The following is a 23,915-nucleotide window of genomic DNA, read 5'->3' as shown; positions in this document are numbered from 1 at the left end:
ATAAAAAAGGGTATTTTTCATCCCGGTTACTCTCATTTAAGATGTTTATAATAAAACGATATCGCCTCCCCTAAAGAAGCAACATGCAGTTTTTCGTAAATTCTTTTCGTATAGGTGCCCACTGTGTTAAGCGTGATTTGCAACTTCTCGGCAATCATCTTGTAACTCAGTCCATCCGCCAGCAATTGTAACACCTCGGCTTCGCGCTCGCTCAACGACGAGGCAACTGCCGGCGGTTTAAAATAATCCAGCACTTTTAATGCAATGCCGGGGTTCATAACAGCGCCTCCTTCATGAACATCATGAATGGCCTGCAGCAGTTTTTGGGAAGAGTCGTTTTTCAATACGTATCCGCTGGCGCCGCTACGGATACTGGTAAAGATCTTCTCACTGTCGTCAAAGACCGTTTGCATCAGCACTTTGATCTCAGGACGTGTAGTTTTGATCGTTTTTAAGCCTTCTAGTCCGTTCACTTCCGGCATATTGATATCCATCAGTACAACATCAGGCAGGGTGGTCTCCATGTCTGCAACGGCATCTTTACAATTCTCTGCCTCACCAACATACTCAAGGTCGTCTGTCAGTTGGATCAGGTTCTTTAGACTATCTCTCCTGGCGATATTATCATCATATATAAAAACCCTGATTGGCATTGCTGAAGCAAAGATAAAACAGTTCGTTATACGCCTTTGTCACTAATATTCGTGACAGGGATAGCGGCGTTGATTTTGGTCCCTTTTCCGGGGAAACCAGCAATCTGGAAAACGCCACCCAGCTCCTCTGTCCGTTTTTTCATATTCCGCAACCCGTTCCCTGTTGGCTTTGCATCCTCGTAAAAACCGATCCCATTATCAACAATTTCGATCCGGAGCATCTCCTCTTTTTTGTAAATATGGATCGACACATGGCTTGCCTGGCTGTACTTTACGATATTATTGACCGCTTCTTTAACGATCAGTACCACGTTCTTCCGGGCCGTCATATGCTGCACCATATCGTTGATCCCCGGCGCTATCTGGATATGATAATCGATCTCCCTGCTTCCCAGCATTTCAGAAACAAAGTTCTTTATACGGCTATCCACCGTAAGCATGTTTTGCTTGTCGGTCCGCATGCTCCAGATAATATCCCCGATATCCTCCAGGATCTTTGAAGAGTTAACGGAGATCTGCTCCAACAGGTATTTGGTTTTTGAAACATCCCGTTCCATCAGGCTGGAGGCCACGTCGCTGTATACCTTCAAACTGCTGAGCGTAGAGCCAATATCATCATGCAGGTCTTCCGTGATCCGGTTCCTTTCCGTTTCAATCCTGTTTCTTTGCGCCTGTTTTCTTTTCTGCCTTATCGTTTTCAACCGGTTCAGTCCCAAAAAAGAGAGCCCTGTAGCTAATGAGGCCACTATAAATACAAACCAGGCACTGCGGTAAAAGGGGCCCCGGAGATTAAAACGTAAAACCAGCACATGCCGGCTGACCAGTCCATTAACATTTACCGCCCTCACTTTCAAAACATGGCGGCCCGGCTCCAGCTGAAGGTTCAGCGTATTTCCCACGATCTCCGACGTAGAAGAATCTTCATTGAGCGAATAAATAAAATGATCAAAATAGCCCGAGATATTGGCACCGGAAAACGTAAGGGTAAGCGCCCGGTCGCCGCTGGGCAGGTCATAGGAAGAATCCACCCGAAGGGGCTTTTGATTTACTTTTATATCTGTGAGATAGGTTTTGATATCAAAGCGCGGAACCGTCATATTGGACGGTATCACGGCAATGCCGCTCTCTGCAGCCAGGTATATGGAATCCTTCCGGTAAAAGATATCGCTGATCACATTATTGGAAACGCCTTCCTCATGGTTTAAGTTGGTGATCGTATAACTGAACTTGCCGCCCCTGATACTGTAGCTGATATAAGCTGCGCCCCTCCGGGTAGTAGCCCATAAAGCGCCCGGCCGGTCCGTTTCCTGGAGCTTCATCACAGAAAAATTCAGAAACCCCGGATCAGAAACCTGGTATACAACCGTGTTGTTCTTCAAAACAAAAACGCCGTTATTGATGGTGGAAACCCATAGCAACCCATCGGGAGACACTGCGGTAGACAGGATCCGGGATCCTTTCAGCGGGGTGCTGCTGCCTGTTTCTGACAATGCACCCGTTTCATAATCGTACCGGAACAGTCCTTCCGTGGTGCCCAGGTAAATATACCTGCCCTGGGCTACAAGCGTGGTGATCCGCAGCCAGGGGATCTTTAACCGCCGGGCCCTCTCGGTTATCGTATTAACCTTGTACAGGCCTCCCCGGGGGTCCACGCCGGTAACGATGAGGACGCTATCATTGTAAACCATGCCCCGCTTCAGCTGCCGGAGCGGTTCCGAGTTTTCGAGCAGGATCCGCCGTTTAAAATCAATGATCCCTCCTCCCTCGGACATGACAAAGAATTTATTCTGGGAAACGAGCATTCCCAGTACCCTTCCCCCGCTGCCGGTTTCGCTGATATTGTGAAACCGCAGCCGGTTACCGGGTGTTCGTTCCACGATCTCTCCATAGTTATTCCCTCCAAAGAGTGTTCCGTTCTGATCCACAAAAACCGACCTGAAGTTATTCCTGGTTGGCGGGTCTCCAAAGGGCCTGAACATGTTGAAGCTGCTTTTCCGGAAAAGGATCAGCCCCTTATCCACAGTGGCCACCCAAACATTGCCCTCACTATCCCGGAAGGTGGAGTTAGCAAAAAAACTGCCGGAGATCCTGTACCTTAAGGTGTCCGTTACAAAATCAAAAACATAAATGGACCCCTTAACGGTTGAAATATTGACATCATTGCCGTTTTTACGGATCAGGATCGGGTTCTCATCAATTTGCTGCGTTACTACCCGGAACGGGTCCCTTCCTTCTTTTTTTTGTACGATATAGATCTTTCCGGTATTCTGGAGCAGGTATAATTTATTCTTCAGCACACCGGAGATCTCATATACTGATTTTTTTTCTTTATTTACAAACAGGGAAAGGCTATCTACCCGGTTCCGGCTCTTCAGATATACATATACCTCTTCTTTGGCAGATCGTTCCGTTTTACCGGTGTATAACCAGTAAGGCTCGCTCCCTTCATAAAACCGGTTGGCAACTTTAGCGGCCGAAGGCACCAGCTTCCGGTTCTTAAAAACAAGCTCCCCTGCCGTATTAAAAAAAACAACACCACCTTCATCAAGCCGCTTGCCCCATAATACCAGCTTTATAATATCCTTTGGGATCCCCGCATCCTTCAGCGGGTTAACAAAGCGGTCGGCAGCCTCATCATAATAGCAGGGCCCCTGTTTGAAGGTATTGATCCAGATGGTGCCGTCATTTTCCCTGATCACTTCCAGTACATCATTGTCCGGTACCCCCTCCGGCTGTGCATAGCGTTTAAAATATTTACCGTCAAACCGGCATACACCGTTATCGGTACCTACCCACAAAAAGCCCCGGCTGTCTTCCATGCAGGAATAAACCAGGTTGCTTGCCAGCCCTTCATTTACTGTGAACATTTTGACCATCCTGAGGTTCTGGGAAGCGGCCGGTAATACAACCAAAAAGATCAGTAATGAAAGGAAAACGGTTCCGGAACAAATGTTGTAAACTTTCCCCCGCTTCATATAGGCCACGCTGATTTATAGTAAGTTTCCATTACAGAACAAAAATATACATTTTTGGTACATCCATCGGCACATAACATTCTTATTACGCGCTGCTTTTACTGTTAAGCTCCTTACCGCAAGAGGGCGTCCGCTACATATTTTGCATAAAAAATGTCCGGCCTACCCCCGGCCGCAAAAAAAAGGGATGCTCCCTCACGGCAGCATCCGCTATCTATTGTTTACTGATCCCTTAGCTACATCCCAGGCTGTTACCGCAATTGAGGCATTTATAACAGGTGCCGCTGCGGATGGTGATATGACCGCATACGTTGCAGGCGGGAGCATCGCCCTGCATGTTTTTTGCTGCGGCATTCACCGCATCCAGCCCTGCCTGGGCGCCGGGCCGGTAACTGCTATCCATGACCGGCACAGGAGCGGCGCTGCCCACTACCCTTACGTCGCTCAGCTCGGGCTTCCGCTCTCCAATCGTCGGAGTACCGTCCTCCCAGTCCTCATCCGGCACTTCACCGGGAGCCGGTTCCTTATGCCGGTCCAGCACGTGTACCAGGTCCGCCCGGCCCAGGTATTCGTAAGCGAGTGCGCGGAACATGAAGTCAATAATAGAAGTGGTCGATTTTATGTTCGGATGCTGTACCATTCCGGCCGGCTCAAACCGGGTAAATACAAATTTTTCTACAAATTCCTCAAGAGGAACACCATACTGCAATCCTATAGAAACGGCAATCGCAAAACAGTTGAGCATGCTGCGCATGGTAGCCCCTTCTTTGGCCATATCAATAAAGATCTCACCCAGGGTACCATCACTGTATTCGCCGGTGCGCAGGAAGAGGGTTTGCCCGTTGATCTTTGCTTTTTGTGTAAATCCACGCCGTTTGGCGGGAAGCGACCGGCGTTCCACGATCATGGCCAGCTGGCGTTTTAACGAGGTATCCGCGCTGTTTTGTACCCGGTGATTCACTTCTTCCAGCAACTCATCAATGGTCAGCTTACCCAGGTCTATGATCGCAGCCTGCGGTGTATCTTCTTCTGCGGTTTCTTTTTCTCCTTCTGTTTTTGTGGCAGTATCGGCCTTATTGCTCAGGGGCTGGCTGAGTTTGGAGCCATCCCTGTACAATGCACAGGCCTTCAATCCCAGCTCCCAGCTTAACTTATAAGAGTCCGCAATTTCTTCCACAGTGGCTTCATTGGGGAGATTGATAGTTTTGCTGATGGCGCCGCTTAAGAACGGCTGCGCAGCCGCCATCATGCGGATATGACCATGCGCGTGAATATAACGCCGGCCGATCTGCCCGCATTTATTGGCACAATCAAAAACAGGCAGGTGCGCATCCTTCAAATAGGGTGCCCCTTCCACGGTCATTGTACCACACACATAGATATTCGCGGCCTCTATTTCTTTTTCTGAGAAGCCCAGCGCTTCCAGCATGTTCCAGTTAAAATCATTGTACGCCTCCGGCTTAAAGCCCAGCCGTTGTAAACAGGCTTCACCCAGGGTAAATACATTAAAGGCAAACCGGATCTCAAAAGCGGTAGCCATGGCATTATTCAGCTGCTGTATTTCCGCAACCGTAAGCCCTTTGGCAGCCAGTGTTTCTTCATTAATATAGGGTGCTCCTTTTAGCGTAGCATGGCCCTTGGCATAGTTTACGATTGTCCCGATCTCCTCCTCTGTATATTTTAAGGTACGTAAAGCCTGGGGTACGCTTTGATTAATGATCTTAAAATAGCCGCCCCCACTCAACTTTTTAAATTTCACCAATGCAAAATCCGGTTCCACCCCGGTAGTGTCGCAATCCATTACCAGCCCGATGGTGCCTGTTGGGGCAATAACAGTGGTTTGTGCATTGCGATAGCCATACTGCTCGCCAAGCCGAACGGCTGCATCCCAGGCCCTGGTGGCCGCTTTTAAGAGATAATCCGGGCAATGTGCTGCGTTAATACCCTGTGGCCTGATCTGCAGACCCTCATAGGCATCATTGGCATCGTATGCAGCGGCGCGATGATTGCGCATGACCCGCAGCATATGCGTTTTGTTTGCTTCGTACCGGGGAAACGCCCCCAGGTTACCGGCCATTTCCGCAGAGGTTGCATAGGCCACGCCCGTCATGATAGCGGTAATAGCGCCTGCAATGCCCCGCGCCGCCTCACTGTCGTACGGTATGCCGTTGACCATCAGCATTGAACCGATATTGGCATAGCCCAATCCCAGCGTGCGGTAATCATAACTCAGCTGCGCCACTTCTTTTGAGGGAAACTGCGCCATCAGCACGGAGATCTCCAGTACCACGGTCCACAACCGGCAGGTATATTCAAAGCCGGGCACATCAAACAGGTTTTCCTGCTCATCAAAAAATTTACGCAGGTTCACGCTGGCCAGGTTGCAGGCTGTATTATCCAGGAACATATATTCACTGCAGGGATTGCTGGCGCGGATAGGCCCTCCCTCAGGACAGGTATGCCATTCGTTGATGGTAGTGTCGTATTGGGTACCGGGGTCGGCACAACGCCATGCGGCGTAATTGATCTGGTCCCAAAGTGCTTTTGCCTTAACCGTACGCATGGTATTGCCGGTGCTCCTTGCTTTCAGCGCCCATTCTCCATCTTCTGCCAGGGCCTTAAAAAACGCATTGGGGATCCGCACCGAGTTGTTACTATTTTGTCCGCTCACCGTTCTGTATGCTTCTCCTTCATAGTCGCTGGAGTAGCCCGCTGCGATGAGGGCTGCCACTTTTTTTTCTTCCTCCACTTTCCAGTTAACAAATTCCACGATATCCGGATGATCCAGGTCCAGGCAAACCATTTTGGCGGCCCGCCTTGTTGTGCCACCGCTTTTTATAGCGCCCGCAGAACGGTCGCCTATCTTCAGAAAGCTCATCAACCCGCTGGAAGTTCCTCCCCCGCTTAATTTTTCCCCCTCGCCACGGATGCTGCTGAAATTGGTGCCCACCCCGCTTCCGTATTTAAAAATGCGGGCTTCGCGCACCCACAAGTCCATAATCCCGCCCTCATTAACCAGGTCGTCCTCAACGCTAAGGATAAAGCATGCATGGGGTTGCGGCCGCTCATAGGCAGAGGTCGATTTTTTAAGCCGGCCATCCCGCTGATCTACATAATAATGTCCCTGGGGTTTACCGGTAACACCATATACTTCATGCAACCCGGTATTGAACCATTGCGGACTGTTGGGAGCGCAGGATTGATTGAGGATCGAATACACCAGCTCATCATAAAAGACCTGCGCATCTTCTGTTGAAGCAAAATAATCATACCGCTCGCCCCACATACGCCAGCAATACGCCAGGCGGTGGGCAACCTGTTTTACGCTGGTTTCCCTGCCCAGGCTGCCATCAGCCTGCGGAACACCCGCCTTGCGAAAATATTTCTGCGCCAGTATATCCGTAGCGATCTGGCTCCACTGCCGGGGCACTTCCACGTCATCCAGCTGAAACACCACTTCCCCGTTGGGGTTCTTGATCACTGAACTACGGTAATCATATTGAAACATATCGAAGGGACTAACTCCATCCTGCGTGAATTTTCGGGTAAAACTCAGACCTTTGCGGTTTTGTTTTTTCGTTGGCGCCATTTTATAAAAGTTTGGTTAAGGTTAAAAACACTGAAGCGTGAATAACGAATTTACTTTTACAAAACCAGGATTCCCAGCCTTAAATATGCACAGTTGTGGATAAAAAGGATCTGAAGGCCTCAACGCAGGGGGCCAGGCCGGCCGGCTCTTTACATACAGGGCCCGCAGCCGGTCGTATATTACCAGCCCCGGGAGGCAGAAGATAGGGTAACAGGTAACACAGCCCGGCATTCCTGCAAGGGCCATCAATGCGCTAATGGCTTTTAAACCAATCCTCCACGCAATTGATCCAGCTTAAGGTAACCAATACCAACAGCATCTTCGGTCAACCCTTCCTCTTTGGTAAGAGTGAGCATAAATCTTTTTTTCTGATAGCCCGGCAGGATGTCCTCCACGTTGCATACATCATCCACATCTACCCCATACTTATTGTCTATATGGCTGCCGGCCTTTGCCGCGGCATTGTAATCTTTATAGAAGGCGGTCTGTTTTGCCCGCTGAACAGCGGCGCCCATACTGCCGGCAATGGTGATCAGCTTATGGTGGTATTCTTCAAAGCTACCCGGCAGGTAGCCCCCGAGATTGATAAAAAATAATTGTTCCTGCTGCAGGTCCCTGTCTGCCCTTGCCTCTACACGGACCCGGTAACCATCAACAGCAGCTACTTCACGCCAGGCGTCGATATGAATTTTCCCGTTCGCTTCCGGCCAGAAACGCTGTATGTCCGGAATGAGTGTTGCCAGCTCATCTCCGATACCAAAAAAAACATCATGCTGCTCGGTATGCCGCCCGGGGGGTGTGCACCCCAGCAAAAGATAAAACAGTTTATACTCCGCCATGGTCATTTACATTGATCAGTTGTAATAATTCTTCTAAGGTCTGAACCGGTTGCCGGCAGGTATAGTTTTCGCAAAGATAGATCCGGAGCGGGGCGCCTGCCGTTTTATCTGCCAAAAGCGGGAACCGGTCATCAGCTGCGTTCGCGGCCATTATAACGCTATGTGGCAGGAAATGACGCAGGAGTGCCTGCTGCACCCGGCTGTAATCGCCCAGTAAAACGATCTCTTTAAAGCCTTTATACGCCAGGTAAAAGTCCAGCATCCAGGCACCAAACGAGGTAGGGTACTTTATAACCGCATTGCTCAATTGCGCGATCATACGCTCTGCCTGCAAACGCCAGGCCGGTTTATCCAACAGTAACGCCAAAACAAGAAGGTTCTGTGCCATCACTGCATTTCCTGAAGGCGTGGCGCCGTCGTATACTTCTTTTTTACGAAGGATCACATCCTCCTGGTCTCCGGGCGTATAATAAAAATACCCTGTTTCCTTCTCAATAAAATCCTGCTGCACGCTTTCACACAGGTCGCCGGCAATCAGCAGCCAGGAGCTGTCTGCTGAAATGCGGTATAATTGCAACAATGCCTCCACCAGGTAGGCATAATCATCCAAAAATGCGGGGTACCGGGCCACATCATTCTTCCATACATGCAAAAAGCGGCCCTCCGCATCTTTAAAGGCCTGCAACAGGAACTGCATGTTATGAATAGCCCGGGCTTTATATGCTTCGTTGCCGGTGGCTTCAAATGCCTTACTGTAAGCCGTATTCATGAGGGCGTTCCACCCAAGAATAATTTTATCATCCAGCCCCGGGCGTACCCGCTCTTCCCGTGCTGCTAATAGCCGCAACCGGCCTCTTGCCAGCAGCGCTTCCAGCTCCTGCATACTGATGCCGTTATCACGGGCCACCTCGGCCGCCGGTCTTAAAACCCGCAGGATATTTGTTCCTTCCCAATTCCCTGCTTCCGAAATATCATAGTAGCGGGCAAACAGGGTGGCGTCCGCACCCAACAGGTCCTCTATTTCCTTTTTGCTCCAGACATAATACTTTCCCTCCTCCCCTTCGCTATCTGCATCCAGCGCGGCATAAAATCCACCCCGCGGATGCAGCAACTCCCGTTCCACAAAGCTGAGCGTTTGCTCCAGACAGGTTTTATACCGCTCATCACCGGTTACCTGGCTGGCTTCCGAGAGCGTTATCACCAGTAACGCATTGTCGTAAAGCATCTTTTCGAAATGGGGCGCCAGCCACTCGGTATCCGTTGCATAGCGGGCGAACCCGCCGCCAACCTGGTCATAGATCCCCCCCTCCATCATCTTATCCAGGCTCAGCAATGCCTGCGCCCGCGCTTTGGCGGAGAGGCTTTCGGGGCGTTCCTGTTCCAGCAAACTGTAACGCAACAGATAACGGATCACCTGGGTTTGCGGGAATTTCGGGGCCCTCCCAAAACCGCCCCAGGCGGTATCGGCCTGTTTCAGGATATTGGAGCAGGCGGTATCAATATCATTGATAGAAAATTTCAATATGCCTGCCTCATCCAATCCAAAGGAATTGGCATCCACCAGGTGTTGGGTCAGGTTGGCTGCCTGGTCTTCGATCTGCTGCCGTTTTTGCTGAAATGCCTCCGCTACGGCCATTAAAACATCTTTCCAGGAAGGGCGGTTGGCATAAGGCCGGGGAGGATAATAGGTACCTCCGTAAAAGGGCTTTTTATCCGGCGTCAGGAACACATTTAAGGGCCAGCCCCCGCTCCCCGTCATGGTTTGCACCGCATCCATATAAATATGATCCAGGTCCGGGCGCTCCTCGCGGTCTATCTTTATATTGATAAAATGCGCATTCATCAGCGCTGCCGTTTCTTCGTCTTCAAAGCTTTCCCGCTCCATTACATGACACCAGTGGCAGGCCGCATAGCCGATGCTTACCAAGATGGGCCGGTCCTCCGCTACTGCCTTTTGCAACGCTTCTTCACCCCAGGGATACCAGTCTACAGGGTTATGCGCATGCTGCAATAAATAAGGACTGGTTTCGTTTATGAGATGATTGGACATGTGGGGAGTGAGCTGTTTGTAGTGAAATGTTTATAGTGAGATGTTTGTAGTGAGATGTTTGTAGTGAGATGCCTTTTTGTGAAAGGTTATTTAGAAGTTTTTTGTTTGAGAGGATATGCCGGTTATTTAAAGCGGGCATCTGTTGTTCACCATCAATGGCTGTGACCATCAAATTTCAATAAACCCCGCATAAAAAGCGCTGCACCCCGCATTTTGACACGCTATCTCCCCCAGCCCCATTTCAGGAACACGGGCATGGCCTTTGCCCAGGTAGCTACGTCATGTTTTCCGTCGTCCAGCTCCAGGTAGGAAACATCTTCCGGCTGGTATCCTTTTTTCATCAGCTCCTTTACAATATCACGGGTATCATCCACGGCATCGATCACCCCATTATTATTCCGGTCGTGCGCTTCATCCATCAGGCCGCACTGTAAAAAGAATTTCAGGCCCGGCCGGTAATGGCCTTTCCGGATCTGCTGTTGCATGATGCGGTCCCGGTCATCATCATAAGCAGCATCATCCTGATCACGGCTCCGCCACCAAAGCGAACCGGAAAACACACCGGCTTTTGAGAACCATTGAGGATGATTCCAGACAATATCCAATGCACTCAGCCCGCCCAGGGAGAACCCGGCAAAAGCAAGGTCGCGAAAACCAGTTGTCTTATATTTATCCAGCACATACGGGATCAGCTCTTCGATAATGAAGCGGCTATAATTTTCTGCCCGGTCGCCCCGGCCAAGATAATCTGCTTCAGCGGCCACTCCATATTCTCGTTTCCGGTCGGCTCCGGCGGTAATGCCCACACATAAAACCGGGGCGATCTCCCCCCTTGTATATAAGTCAGTCAGCATCTGCTGTAATCCCATTACAGGCAGATCCTGGCCGTCATTGATCAACAGCAAACCAAGGCCGGACACCTCTTCTACACCAGCGGGTAAATAAAAATCAGCCGTCACCCCTCTCTTTAAATGAGTGGATAAAACTGTTGCCCGTTCCGTAAGGCAACGCCGTTCTTCTACAGTATTCATTTGCCCAAAAGTAGTAAAATACGCCTATCCTTAATCTAAATATTACGGCGGGCAATAATTTTTTGCAGGGAATGGAGAATACCTTAAATTCAGGCTCAAATTAAACAAAACAAAAATGGAGCCTGTAAAAGCGGCATAAAGCCAGGACTGCTTTCTCCCTTTGCCGGGCTATGAAATCACGTTAAACCGGTTCTGTACAGCAGAACAACAAACAACAAGAACATGAAAAAAATCGGAATTCTATTTGGGAAAGAGCGCTCCTTTCCGGAAGCATTTGTGCAGCGGATCAACAGTAAAAATATAGATGGTATTACTGCAGAACCTGTCCGGATCGACAAAGCGTTGCAGGGTCAGCCCTCCGGCTACTCGGTGATCATCGACCGCATCAGCCAGGATGTACCTTTTTACCGCACCTGGTTAAAGAATGCGGCCCTGACCGGAACAGCGGTGATCAACAACCCTTTCTGGTGGAGCGCTGATGATAAATACTTTAACAATTGCCTGATGACCCAGATCGGGGTACCCGTTCCCAAAACGGCGATCCTTCCCTCGCACGACCGCCCGGATGACACTTCCGACGAATCCTTCAGCAACCTTGCTTATCCGCTCGATTGGGAGGGCATCTTCGGCGAGGTTGGATTTCCGGCCTATATGAAGCCTTTTGCCGGAGGCGGGTGGAAAAATGTGTACAAACTACATGATAAAGAGGAGTTTTTTGAAAAGCACCGGGAAACGGGCCAACTGGTAATGCTGCTCCAGGAAGAAATTGTTTTTGAAGAATATTACCGCTGTTACTGCATCGGGGGCAAGCATGTACGCATTATGCCTTATGAGCCCCGTAACCCGCATCACCTGCGCTATGTAGCTGACTTTACGCCTTCGGCAGAAAAACTGCAGGAGATGACGAACATTGTGCTGAAGATAAACCGGTACCTGGGCTACGATTTCAATACTGTGGAACTGGCTTTGAGGAACGGGGTTCCTTACGCCATCGATTTCTGCAACCCCGCGCCGGATGCAGATATAAAAAGCGTAGGTGCTGAAAATTTTGAATGGGTGGTAGAAACCGCAGCCAGCTATGCCATCGAAAAAGCACAGGCCAATAATGGCGGCGATAACCTGACCTGGGGGGAATATGTGAAGGGAAGCGCCGGAAAATGAATTTTAAAATTGAATAGGAGGAATGTGGATCATTTTTAACCCACCTGCAGTGCTTATAGCAGCAGAGTTGCGTCGCACAGCGTCAACTACAGCGCTGCTATTGGCCAGCGTATTTGACAATTATTAGCCGGGGCCAGCAATATCCATATTTACAAAAGTCAATTCATTTTCTCCGGAGGGAACTTCGGGCAGATTTTCAAATCACGATATTTTCACATTGATACAATGAGCATCAACTACAAAACATTCACGCTGGGCGTGGAAGAAGAATACATGGTTTTGGATAACCAGACCTTCGAATTAAAAAGCCATGAGCAAAAGATCGTACAGGAGGGGCAAAAGATCATTAAGGATAAGGTGAAGGCAGAGATGCACCAGGCCGTGGTGGAAGTGGGTACCGATATCTGCCAGGATATTGACGAAGCCTACAATGACGTGGCCCTGTTGCGAAAGACCATTGCCGATATCGCCGGCACGCTGGACCTTACCCTGGGAGCCTCGGGCACGCATCCGTTCAGCCACTGGGAAAAGCAGCTGATCACCGATCATATCCGGTATAACGAGATCGTAGCCGAATTGCAGGAAGCCGCACGCAGCAACCTTATATTCGGGCTGCATGTGCATGTAGGTATGGAGAGCCGGGAACTGGCCAATCATATTGCCAACTCCACCCGGTACTTTCTGCCCCATATCTTTGCGCTGAGCACCAACTCCCCTTTCTGGGAGGGCCGGACCACCGGTTATAAATCTTACCGCACCAAGGTATTTGACAAGTTTCCGCGTACCGGCATCCCCGATGCATTTGAAAGCATTGAAGCATACGACAACTATGTGAAGATGCTGATCAAGACCAACTGCATCGATAATGCAAAGAAAATATGGTGGGATCTGCGGGTACATCCTTTTTTCAACACGGTCGAATTCCGCATTTGCGATATCCCCATGACCGTAGATGAAACGATCACTATTGCCGCACTATTCCAGGCTGTATGCGCAAGGATCTATATGCTGCGCAGCAAGAATCTCAATTTCATCCAGTACTCGCGCCCCCTGATCAACGAAAACAAGTGGCGGGCCAGCCGCTATGGTATTGACGGACACCTGATCGATTTCGGGAAGGAAGAAGAAGTCAATACCCGCGCGCTGATCTATGAGCTGCTGGATTTCCTGGACCCCGTTATTGACCACCTCGGCAGCCGGCATCGTATTGAGTACGTGCACAAGATCCTGGAAAAAGGTACCGGTGCAGACCGCCAGCTGGCCCTGTTTGAGCAAACCGGGGACCTTACGGAAGTAGGCCGGTATATCAGCAACAGCTTCCTGCAGGGGTTATAACGATAGCCGGGGGGCCGGGCAGTATGCCCCCCTGTTTAAAAAGATCCGTGGCTGTATTCCCAGGCCTTTACTTTGTCTTGCCGTACCGGTAGCAACCGGATTGTTTCGGCATCCAACGATCATTATCCGTCAATAGACGCTGATCCGCGGCGGGCAGGACAACCCGCTATAACTTAAGTAGCGGCAAGCCGGACTATATTGCCCCGATGAGGAATGCACCCAAACAGGGAACAGCAAGAGGCAGGGCCTCCGTTCACAAAAGGCAGGATTTATAACGGAAGCACTCGTATACACAATCAATATTGCAAAAACAAGCCAATCAGGCAATTGAGCGGGAGCATGCAGAAAATCTGAAGATGTGGGAACAGGGAAATAGAGGAACCGTGGAAAGGGAACACGGGGCATTCAACAGGGACATAGCAGCCCGGCTTTAACCGTTCGACCACCTTCACCCATCGTCAACAAAGCTTCTGAGCTGGTAAAAAATATTCTGCCTATCTTGCGCGGCGCTATTTTTTCAAAGCAACCCAACATGGCAAAACAGCAGATTACCGCAATACTGATCTCCGCCCGGAAAGCCGGGGAAAAACAGGGACTCTTACAAATACTGTCCATTGATAAAAGCAGCAAGCCTCCTGTTTTTGAAACCATCGGGCTCTCCAATAAATCCATCAATAGCCTGTTCAGGCCCCTCTTACCGGCCGATCAGGTAAAAGTGCTGCAAGCCTTTGGCGAGGGTGGTATGGCCCGGACCCTTCCGGCAATAAGACACTACTTCGAAGTACAGGGAGGCACTGTTCCTTACCGCGAATTCATGGAACGGGAGCTGGTAAAATATCATTACGATCTTTTCCGCCAGCTAAAACCGCAATTCGACAAGCTGAAGTGGTACTACAGCAGCAAGGGCGCCCATGACCGCTGGGTAACAGCCCCCTGCACCCTCAGCAGCCACCGGCCTTTTCTGAAGTTCACTGTTACCGAAACCGGTGGCCGGTACCATATTGAGTCCGCGGTGGAGCTCAACGGCACCGACCACGCCGTAAAAGATCTTGAACGCCACTACTTCTTCCTGAGAAAAGAACAGGAATATTTCCTGCTGTCGCTGACGGATCACCAGACCCTCGACTGGCTGGAGGGAGAAAGTGCAATGGCCCCGTATACACGGGAACAACTCGACACGCTGCTTTCCCGGCTGGAAGGAAAATATACGGTAAAACGGGATATACCCGAGGAAAACCGGGCCATCCGTACGGCTCCGGTACCCCGTGTACTGCTCAGCGAGCTCAGCAATACCTTCCTGATGCTGACCCCCCAATGGACTTATGATGGCTATGTTATTGAAGGCGCCTGGGAAGCACAGACAACGATACACCCGCACGGAACACCGGTTGTTATTGAACGGGACCTGGAGAAAGAGTCAGCGCTGACAACCCTGCTGGAATCCTTTCATGCCCGCTTTCCGGAACAGCGCAACGGCTATTATTACCTCCCCTTTGCTGAAGCACAAAAACGGCAATGGTTTCAAAAAGTATATCATAAACTGCTGGTATCCGATATTGAGATCACCGGGATGGACATGCTGCAGCACTTCCGGTTCTCCACCTTCTTACCGGAAACAGTAATGGAGCTGGTTGAAGAGGATACGCAATGCTATACCTACAGGTTCACGGTGCATTTTGGCAACGAAAAGGTATCTGTAACCGAACTGCAAAAAACACTTTGGGCAGGGCAAACCGCTGTGCTGTTAAAAGACGGAACGCTGGGCCTGCTAAGTGCCGACTGGATGCAGCAATACGCAACAGTGCTCAAACACGGAAAAGTACATCAACAGCAATTGAAGGTATCGAGGTGGCTGCAACTATCATTGCAGGCGGGCGACGGACAGGACACTCAAACAGAACAAAAGAACTGGTGGCAGCGCTGGCGCGACTGGCAACAACATAAACCTGTTTATCCCATACCAAAAACGGTCAACGCCATTTTAAGACCCTATCAGCAACAGGGATACGAATGGATGTGCCTGATGGCTGACGCCGGTGCCGGCGGCTGCCTGGCCGACGATATGGGATTAGGGAAGACCCTCCAGGCCGTTTCCTTTCTAACCAGGGTTCAGGAACAGTTCCCCGGCGCACAAAGCCTGGTGGTATGTCCTGCTTCACTGATCTATAACTGGGAGCAGGAACTGAAAAAATTTGCACCAGGGCTGTCTGTAAGGGTATATCATGGCGCACAACGGGATCCCTCTGCTGTGAGCGACGCTTCCATACAGGTATTCATTACCAGCTATGGAACACTGCGATCCGATGAAGAGCTCCTGACAGCTATTGCGTATAAAACCGCTTTTATTGACGAAAGCCATAACATCAAAAACCCCGCAGCCCGGATCACCCAGGCCGTAGGAAAGATCAACGCAGACCATTGCTTTGCATTAAGCGGCACACCGGTTGTTAATAATACATTTGATCTTTATGCCCAGCTCAATACGGTATTGCCGGGTGTTTTTGGCAGCAGGGAATTTTTTAAACGGGAATATGCAGACCCTATCGACCGCTTTGCTGACGAAACTAAACAGCAGGCGCTGCAAAAATTAATTGCCCCGTTTGTACTCAGAAGAACCAAAGAGCAGGTGGCCGCAGACCTGCCGGAAAAAACAGAAATGGTATTGTGGTGCGAAATGGGTGATGACCAGCGGCTGGCCTATGAAAATTTAAAGGACCAGATCCGAAGCAATGTTTTAGCCGGTATCCGGGAAAACGGCCTGGCCCGGGCCAGGCTGAACGTACTGGATGGCATTCTAAAACTACGGCAGGTTTGCAATACGCCCCTGCTGGTCGAAGAAGCCGAACCGCAATCTTCCGCATCCGTAAAACTGGATATGCTGTTTGCCGAACTGGAACAATTGCTGCCGGAACATAAAGTGCTGGTTTTTTCCCAGTTCACGCGGATGCTGGATATGATGGCCGCCACCTGCGGGCAAAAACAAATAGCACATTACCATTTTGACGGACAAACACCTCCAGCAAAACGGGCAAAGATGGTGGAAGACTTCCAAAACAAAGATAACAACGTAAATCTTTTCCTGATCAGCTTAAAAGCCGGAAATGCCGGGCTGACGCTTACTGCCGCGGACTATGTATTCCTGTTTGACCCCTGGTGGAACGAGGCCGTGCAGCAACAGGCTATTGACCGCACGCACCGCATCGGTCAAACCAAAAATGTTTTTGCATACAAGATGATCTGTAAAGACTCCATCGAAGAAAAGATCCTGCAGTTACAGGAACGCAAAAAGAAACTTTCTGCAGACCTCATTGCTACCGGCGAAGGGTTTATTAAAAACCTGGAGCAGGAAGATGTGGAGTGGTTATTCGGATAGGAAAAAGGCTGCAATCTATTTAAGCCTTCAGGGTTCCGCAGCTTTGCCCGGCACATATGGTCTGATCTGAGGGGCACTCATTGCCGGATATTAAAATCGTTTCAACAACCCGTGCAACCGCTGTAACCTGTCGCATTTATACTATTGATGATATAAGAAGAAGCCGTTGCCTGGTTGTGCAACGGCTTCTTCTTAATACGAGCGCCGGTGAACGTGTTTGCTGTTCACCGGACAATATTTTTAATTACCGGGCATAAAACAATCTTACAGAGGAAATAGGAGTAGCCGCCCGCATACCCGCAAATACATGATGGCAGGCCCGCCCTATGTAAGTGGTCCAGAAGTCTGAATAGTCTACCATACTCCCGGATGAATTGCGAACTTTCAAACTTCCCTGGTCGGAACCGTTGCTGCCGATAACCCTCAACCGGTAGTAAATGGTAGCATAGCCCGAGGAGTTAAAGATACTTTTGATAACTTTAACCGGCTCCCAACCCGTAGCTTCTCCAAAAGCGACTGGTTTACCTACATTGATCCATGCAGTATCCGTTCCGGTAATAACCCGGTATTGATACTGAAGTTTCAAATCTGTTGTTACATCCGCCTTTTCATATAAAAAATTGTAAAACTTCACCCAGGAAGTGCTATCCGTATTCTGGGTTATGTTAAGAGGATATGGGAAGCCGTTGTCAAAAACAATAGGCGGTTTGTTAAAGTCATAAACAAATACATTTTGTTTACCGCTTTTTAAATTACAGTTTTGGTCATACACCAACACATTACCGCCTTTATACAGCTTGAGCCCGGTTGCGCCCGGATTCGCTGTAAAAAAACGGCCCACACCACCACTTGGAATGGCATTATAGGTAGACAATGTGTTCGTTGAATCGGCAAAAACTTTCCCGTTCACCTCTACCTTATAAATATTATTTGCCGCACCTGTGGTTACCGGAACAAAGTAGTGGAGTTGAAATTCGGCCATATTTTCTGCAACGGGCTGAGCATTGTACTCCACCACATGCTTTTCACATGCCGGAGCTAACGCCACAACCATTATAAACGACAACAGTCTTATTAAATTTTTCATACACTGAATATTAATACTAAACAATTAGGTAAGTAGATCAATTGGGCAGTTCTCCCGGATAAGCGAACCAGGGAATAGAAGTCTGATAATTATCTGCAGTACCGGGTATTGGTTTTAGTGCGCTCAGGGAACCTTTATTCCACATATACTCCGAGTTATAACGCGGACGAAGGCGGTAACAAGGCGCACCCTGGTTTTTAATGTCATAACTTCCCTTTCTTCCCTGAACCTGTGCCGGCATTAAATAGAATCCTTTATACACTTTCTGCGGATCAGAATCCCATTTTTGATCAACCATTGTAGCAGTCCAGCCATTTCCACTCTTGGGATAATCGCCGCTGTACTTTATATCATAATTGTATTTGCGCAAATCGACCCACGCTTCCGGAGCACCCCAGGGGTAAAGTGCAATCCATTTCTGGATCATAATATGAGACAGCGTAAAATTGGCCAGGCCATTGACAAACGGACCTGAAACATATTGGTCTGCAAGAGAGGCAAACAAACTTTTACTAATCTTATCTCCGCCCGTAGCGCTCCCCGCCTTACCTGGATAAATATATCTCCCGGTGGTTACCATATCCGCTTTCACCCCCTCTTTAAACGCAGCAAAAGCTTCTGCCTTTTTTCCTAATTTCCAGTAAGCTTCTGCCAGGCAAAACTGAATTTCGGCATACGTTGTTAAAATATAGGGCGCATCATCACGGTAAATCCACCGGCCAATTCCATCATGAACGGTACCGCTATATAAGGAAGCGGCGTTCCTTCCATAGTAGGAAGGTGCTGTTCCGATGGGCCCTGCAGTACTGGTAAATGTTCCTCCATAATATCTGTAAGCCTTTACGCTATCTGCGTTATCCTGATTGAGGAAAGTGGGGTTGCTTGTTGTTCCCAGTTTAACAGCCACCCTGGGGTCATAGTGGCCCATGCTGTTCTTAAGCGTATCTGTAACAATCTGATCAGCAGCCAGCTTATAGGGGTAATAGGTATTCCCTTCCACCCCGCGCACTTTTTCTCCTGTAGACTCATCATATTCAGGAACGGTACCGGTAAATAACTGTACCGCATATTCATGCTGAAAATAAGTGTAACTAAGATTAGCATTGGCCGTTCCCCAGAAATTATTGTAATCTGAATAGGGAGCAGACTGTGATCCTCCCGCTATCTTTAGCGTAGCGTCATCATCCGGGTTTTGAAAAGACTTGCCGGCCGCAGTAATCAGCTCCTGTGCGTAAGATGATGAAAAATCGGTCTTATTAGAAAGTGATGAAAGGTTACGTACGATAACTGCATAAGCAAATTTGATCCATTTGCTTTTATCCCCGCCAAAGATGTAATCGTTTGCTGTTATTTTAGTTCCGTAAATATGATCATCGGTTTTTTCCAGTAATTCAATGGCTTTATAAGCCCATGCCCGTACCTGTGCATAGATGTCTTTTTCGTAGTCATAATTGTGTGTTAACACCCCAGGAACAAAGGCTTCCTTCATTGGAGCATCCACATTCACTTTTGCCATCAGGTCCCAGGAAAAGGCCTTAATTGCATATCCAATTCCTGCCAGCGTCCAGTCTTCTGCCGCTAACGACTGATTGATCAGGTTCTCCAGGTTCATTCCCTGGTTCCAATATACCATACGCCAGGTCTCCCCGGCTGCATCATTGCCCGGTATATACGAATTCAGCGCGTAGGTGCTATATGTGGAGCTATTGGTACCCATCATTTGGGTTAATGCACCAATGGCCCTCGTGTCCCAGTAAATGCCTTCATATTGCTGCTGTATACCCGCAAGGTACAGGTATCCATCCACGTGATCCGGTGCGTCTATATTCTTATTTACATCCAGGTACTTTTTGCATCCGGTTAAAGAAAAAGCAACCACCACTATAAAAAACAATATCGTCTTTTTCATAATTTAATTTTTAACGGAGTGAAATACTAAGCCCCACAGTAATTGCGCGCGGATTGGGTAACGACCATACATCAATCCCCTCTCCTCCCGTGCCTCCGGCTGCTGCCGAAACATTATTACCCACGGCATCAATGCCTGAATAATTGGTAAAAGTGAACAAATCATTCCCAACCATGTAAACATCAATATTGGAGATAAACTTGCTGCCCGCCAATAATCGCTGCGGCAGCGAATAAGACATCCGCAACTCCTGCAGGCGCAAGTAGTTCACATTTTTCTCCAGCCAGTTTTCATCTCCTCCCGCAAATATGCCGCTTCCATACAAGTGATAGTCAACAGCAATATTATTAACGGTGGGGTTATCTGAGTTTTCTTTTCCATTTTTCAGAACACCATCGAATACCACGGGGCCTCTTTCACGCAAATCCACCGATTCCCAACTTGTACCATTTGTCATCATAATACGCTTGGTTCCATTAATAACGGTGGCCTTATACCTGCCGGCAAACAAACCAGACAACCGGAAGCCTTTATAAGTCAGACTGCTTACCAAGCCAAACCGAAGCTTGGGCTCGCGATCTCCAATAACGCTCCATATATCACTGGTTACGGGTATACCCGTGGTTGGATCGATGAGTACCTGCCCCTTGTTATTACGCATATAAGCACGACCAGTTACCGTAGTAATAGGGTTGCCAACCATAATCCCATTCCGGATATTACCAGAGCTCCAGGTATACGGATTATAATACTCACTTACATTATCAGGAAGATAAACGACTTTTGAGCCGCCATGTGATGCATTAATGCCTACATTCCATGTAAGCCCTGCTTTATTCCGGATCACATCCCCGTCAACATGCGCTTCCCAGCCCCATGTTTTAAAAGATCCCACGTTCATCGTGTTCAGCACAAAACCAGTGGCATAACTCAAACGGAATCCTTTTACAATCTGATCTGCATTCTGAGTGGTAAAATAGGAAAAATAAGTATTTACCCGGTTATCGAACAGGCGGGTATCAAACCCGATCTCCCGTGCTGTGGTCATCTCCGGTTTTAACTTTGGATTAGGCCCGGTAAAGCCATATTTAAACCCGCCGCCGGTCATATAGGTAGGCTGTAATTGGGGATCTATGGACAAGGGTGGTGCATCTTTACCTACACGGGCAATGGATCCCCTGAGTTTTATGAAATTAACGATCTTATTGCCTTTTAGAAAACGCAGTTCAGACAGGATCAACGAGCCTTCTATTGCCGGGTAAAAATACCGGTTATTATCCAGTGGTAATGTAGAGGACCAGTCATTGCGCCCCCTGGCTGTAATAAAGGCCATGTTGTTATACCCGAACTCAAACTGGCCGGAAAACGCCTGTATCCTTCGCTTGGTATTGCTTTGTGAAGAAGTGACCGTTGCCGGATCCGTATTGTTGATTGATTGAAAATCGGGAATGATAAACTTTGACCCGATCGTGGATTGCATGGTAACACCATTCTCAAGCTGGTGATAACCTACCTGGCCAGAGAAAGAAAACTTATCATTAAAAAACTTATTATTATACCCTGCCAATACATTCAATGTGGGATCAGAAAAATTAGAATGCACCAGGCTGTAGGTACCTGTTCCCGCATTGTTGGTCGAATAATACGGGTGCCTGGATGATACATAGGTTTGCATACCCACATCCCATCCTACCTGGGCCCTCAAAAACGTATTCTTAACAGGAACAGCTGTAAACGCCACGTTGGTGATAAAACGATCCGATTTATCGAAATTTTTATTTCTGTTCATCGCAAAAAGAGGGTTCAGCATATCCAGGTCTGTATAGTAGTCTGGTAAACGCATATGCGTACCATCTGGTGTGAGATAGTTGGCCATATTATCCACAATAGGCCAAAGCATGGCTCTTGCCAGCGGGCCGTCCGTACCCAGCAGTGCTTTATCGTTGGTTGAATGCGCATACTGCATAGAGCTTTCAAACTTCAGCCAGCTGGTAATATCTGCTTTACCGGCCAGACTAAGGTTCATCCTGCCATAATCGGTATTTTTAACAACCCCCTGCCCGTCCAGGTAAGAAAAACTCCCCCGCAACGTTGCCTTTTCGGATCCCGCTTCAACAGATACACTGTGTCTTTGCGAGAAACCGGTTTGCAGGATCGCGGCAACATTATCATACAATTGCGTGCCGCTGGGATACAGACCGCCATAACGGGAGGTATAATAATAATTGGTGGTCCCGTAGGCGCCCTCTGCATATTTTGTTTGCATATCAGGATATCCGTAAGCATGGTCCCAGCGAAATGCATTATCATAGGTTACACGGCCTTTACCGGCACGTCCCTTTTTTGTGGTAATGATGATGGCGCCATTTGATGCATCAGAACCATATAATGCAGCCGCCGCAGCGCCCTTTAATACACTGATTGATTCAATATCCTCAGGATTAAAATCATTGCCCCTGGAAGAATAGTCCATATTCCGAACCGACAAAAGTTCGGTGGTTTGTCCCATTTTAAGCGGATCAAACGTAGAATTATTCATAGGGATACCATCCACTACATATAAAGGCTGATTATTACCGGAGATAGAAGTGAGATTGCGGAGCACTACTGTTGTAGACGCGCCGGGTAATCCGCTGGTTGACGTTACATTCAATCCCGGCACGCGGCCCTGTAAAGCAGAAATGAAATTATCCCTGCCCGATTCCGCAATAGTTTTGCCATCTATTACCTGAACCGAAGATCCGACCGCCCGGCCGATACGCTTCATCCCGAATTCGGTTGTAACCACTACCTCATCCAGTGATCCTTTATCCGCCAGCAGGATCACTTCAAGTTGGGTTTTACCTTCCGCGCGGGCTGTTTGCGTTGTATACCCGACATGGGTAAAAATCAGTGTAAAAGCCCCTTCACCGGCTATGGTAAAGGATCCATCCTTTGCAGTACTGGTCGCTTTTGCAGTTCCATCAATAGTAACGGTAACGCCTTGTAAAGGGTTATGCCCTTCATCATATACAAAACCCGTTATCGTTTTGTTTTGCGCATTGGTCCACAATGGCAGCAAAGCCAATAAAACCGCCCACAAGAGAACTAATTGAGTTGGTTTTCTCATTTTCTCATATTTAATATTAATAATTACAAAACAGTTACCCCTGCCTCTATATAGGGCAGCAGTAATCGATCCGTTGGATCCAGCTCCGTAACCAGGTAGTCGATCTGTTTCAGTTCGCATACCTGCAGCGCCTCAAAAGAGTTCAGTTTTTCTGCGATGGTCAAACATACAGTCTTCGCAGAGGTCGCTATCATCGCTTTTTTTAGTTCCACCACCTCCCAGTCGCTGTCTGTGATCCCCCGGCGCAGGTCGATGGCATTGGTACCCAGGATACACAGATCGGCATTTACTTCCCGGATCTTTGCAATAGCACTGGCCCCAACCGTGATCTTGGACTCCTTGTTCACTTTATCGCCCACTACCACTACATTGATATTGGGGTGCGCGATGTAGGCATTCACCGCCGGGATGCTTCCGGTAATAAAAGTGGCCCGCAATTGGGGAGGCAGCCGCTTGGCCATCTCAATGATCGTAGTTCCCCCGCTCGTGAGCACATACATATTTTCCCTGATCAGCCCGATCACTTTTTGCGCAATCACCGCTTTCTGGGTTTGCGAGTATACCGGGCTGCTGCTAAAATGTACCTCATTAAACGCCAGCGATAACGCCCCGCCATGTACTTTGATCAGCCGGCCGGCCTCCGCAAGCTCCTGCAGGTCCCTCCGAACGGTATCCTCAGATACATTCATATCCACACAAAGCTTGGCACTTAATACCTTATTGTGCAGATCCAGCCGGTGTAAAATATATGCTTGTCGTTCTTTCTTTAACACAACCGTTAATTTATTCCTAAAGATAAATAAG

Annotated in this window: 13 protein-coding genes; 3 read left to right on the top strand and 10 right to left on the bottom strand. The window is 48.7% G+C overall.

Features of this window, described 5'->3' with window-relative positions:
• Window positions 1-32: 32 nt before the first annotated feature.
• The 6 genes from BLS44_RS24395 to BLS44_RS24365 all read right to left on the bottom strand — a co-directional run bounded on the left by BLS44_RS24395 (window position 33) and on the right by BLS44_RS24365 (window position 11,137).
• Complete coding sequence (locus BLS44_RS24395; RefSeq protein WP_090393366.1) at window positions 33-653, bottom strand: response regulator; 621 nt, start codon at window positions 651-653, stop codon at window positions 33-35.
• Window positions 654-679: 26 nt separating this feature from the next.
• Window positions 680-3,628 carry a sensor histidine kinase gene (locus tag BLS44_RS24390; protein WP_143019916.1) on the bottom strand — a complete coding sequence of 983 codons (2,949 nt, stop codon included), beginning with the start codon at window positions 3,626-3,628 and terminating at the stop codon, window positions 680-682.
• 232 nt (window positions 3,629-3,860) lie between these two features.
• The gene (locus BLS44_RS24385) at window positions 3,861-7,217 is read right to left on the bottom strand and encodes a vitamin B12-dependent ribonucleotide reductase (protein WP_090393362.1); all 3,357 of its coding nucleotides are present in this window, start codon (window positions 7,215-7,217) and stop codon (window positions 3,861-3,863) included.
• Between the two features lie 263 nt (window positions 7,218-7,480).
• A complete protein-coding gene (locus tag BLS44_RS24375; protein WP_090393388.1) occupies window positions 7,481-8,056 on the bottom strand; it encodes a DUF1543 domain-containing protein in 576 nt (191 codons plus the stop codon).
• Complete coding sequence (locus BLS44_RS24370) at window positions 8,043-10,106, bottom strand: thioredoxin domain-containing protein (RefSeq protein ID WP_090393358.1); 2,064 nt, start codon at window positions 10,104-10,106, stop codon at window positions 8,043-8,045. Before BLS44_RS24370 ends, BLS44_RS24375 begins: the two co-directional genes overlap by 14 nt.
• A 221-nt stretch (window positions 10,107-10,327) precedes the next feature.
• Window positions 10,328-11,137: an alpha/beta hydrolase gene (locus BLS44_RS24365; protein WP_090393356.1), complete on the bottom strand. Its 810-nt coding sequence runs from the start codon at window positions 11,135-11,137 to the stop codon at window positions 10,328-10,330.
• Between the two features lie 222 nt (window positions 11,138-11,359).
• On the opposite strand from BLS44_RS24365, the gene BLS44_RS24360 reads away from it, so the two are divergent.
• From BLS44_RS24360 to BLS44_RS24350, 3 genes are all read left to right on the top strand, one after another.
• On the top strand, window positions 11,360-12,298 hold the full coding sequence (locus BLS44_RS24360) for an ATP-grasp domain-containing protein (RefSeq protein ID WP_090393353.1): 939 nt from the start codon (window positions 11,360-11,362) through the stop codon (window positions 12,296-12,298).
• Window positions 12,299-12,523: 225 nt separating this feature from the next.
• A complete protein-coding gene (locus tag BLS44_RS24355; protein WP_090393351.1) occupies window positions 12,524-13,633 on the top strand; it encodes a carboxylate-amine ligase in 1,110 nt (369 codons plus the stop codon).
• A gap of 532 nt (window positions 13,634-14,165) precedes the next feature.
• Entirely contained in the window at window positions 14,166-17,006 is a 2,841-nt protein-coding gene (locus BLS44_RS24350; RefSeq protein ID WP_090393349.1) for a DEAD/DEAH box helicase, read from the top strand.
• A gap of 244 nt (window positions 17,007-17,250) precedes the next feature.
• On the opposite strand, the gene BLS44_RS24345 is transcribed toward BLS44_RS24350, so the two are convergent.
• From BLS44_RS24345 to BLS44_RS24330, 4 genes are read right to left on the bottom strand one after another with little or no spacing between them, the layout of a single operon-like run.
• Window positions 17,251-18,093, bottom strand: a complete 843-nt coding sequence (locus tag BLS44_RS24345; protein WP_090393347.1) for a hypothetical protein — start codon at window positions 18,091-18,093, stop codon at window positions 17,251-17,253.
• 37 nt (window positions 18,094-18,130) lie between these two features.
• Window positions 18,131-20,002, bottom strand: a complete 1,872-nt coding sequence (locus BLS44_RS24340) for a SusD/RagB family nutrient-binding outer membrane lipoprotein (protein ID WP_090393345.1) — start codon at window positions 20,000-20,002, stop codon at window positions 18,131-18,133.
• 10 nt (window positions 20,003-20,012) lie between these two features.
• A complete protein-coding gene (locus BLS44_RS24335) occupies window positions 20,013-23,111 on the bottom strand; it encodes a SusC/RagA family TonB-linked outer membrane protein (RefSeq protein ID WP_090393344.1) in 3,099 nt (1,032 codons plus the stop codon).
• Window positions 23,112-23,134: 23 nt separating this feature from the next.
• Window positions 23,135-23,884: a DeoR/GlpR family DNA-binding transcription regulator gene (locus tag BLS44_RS24330; protein WP_090393387.1), complete on the bottom strand. Its 750-nt coding sequence runs from the start codon at window positions 23,882-23,884 to the stop codon at window positions 23,135-23,137.
• Between the last annotated feature and the right edge of the window lie 31 nt (window positions 23,885-23,915).

Source organism: Niabella drilacis (assembly GCF_900101395.1).
In the GTDB taxonomy this organism is placed as follows: domain Bacteria; phylum Bacteroidota; class Bacteroidia; order Chitinophagales; family Chitinophagaceae; genus Niabella; species Niabella drilacis.
The sequence above is the reverse complement of the archived record's forward strand: the minus strand, read 5'-3'. Positions and strand labels throughout refer to the sequence as shown.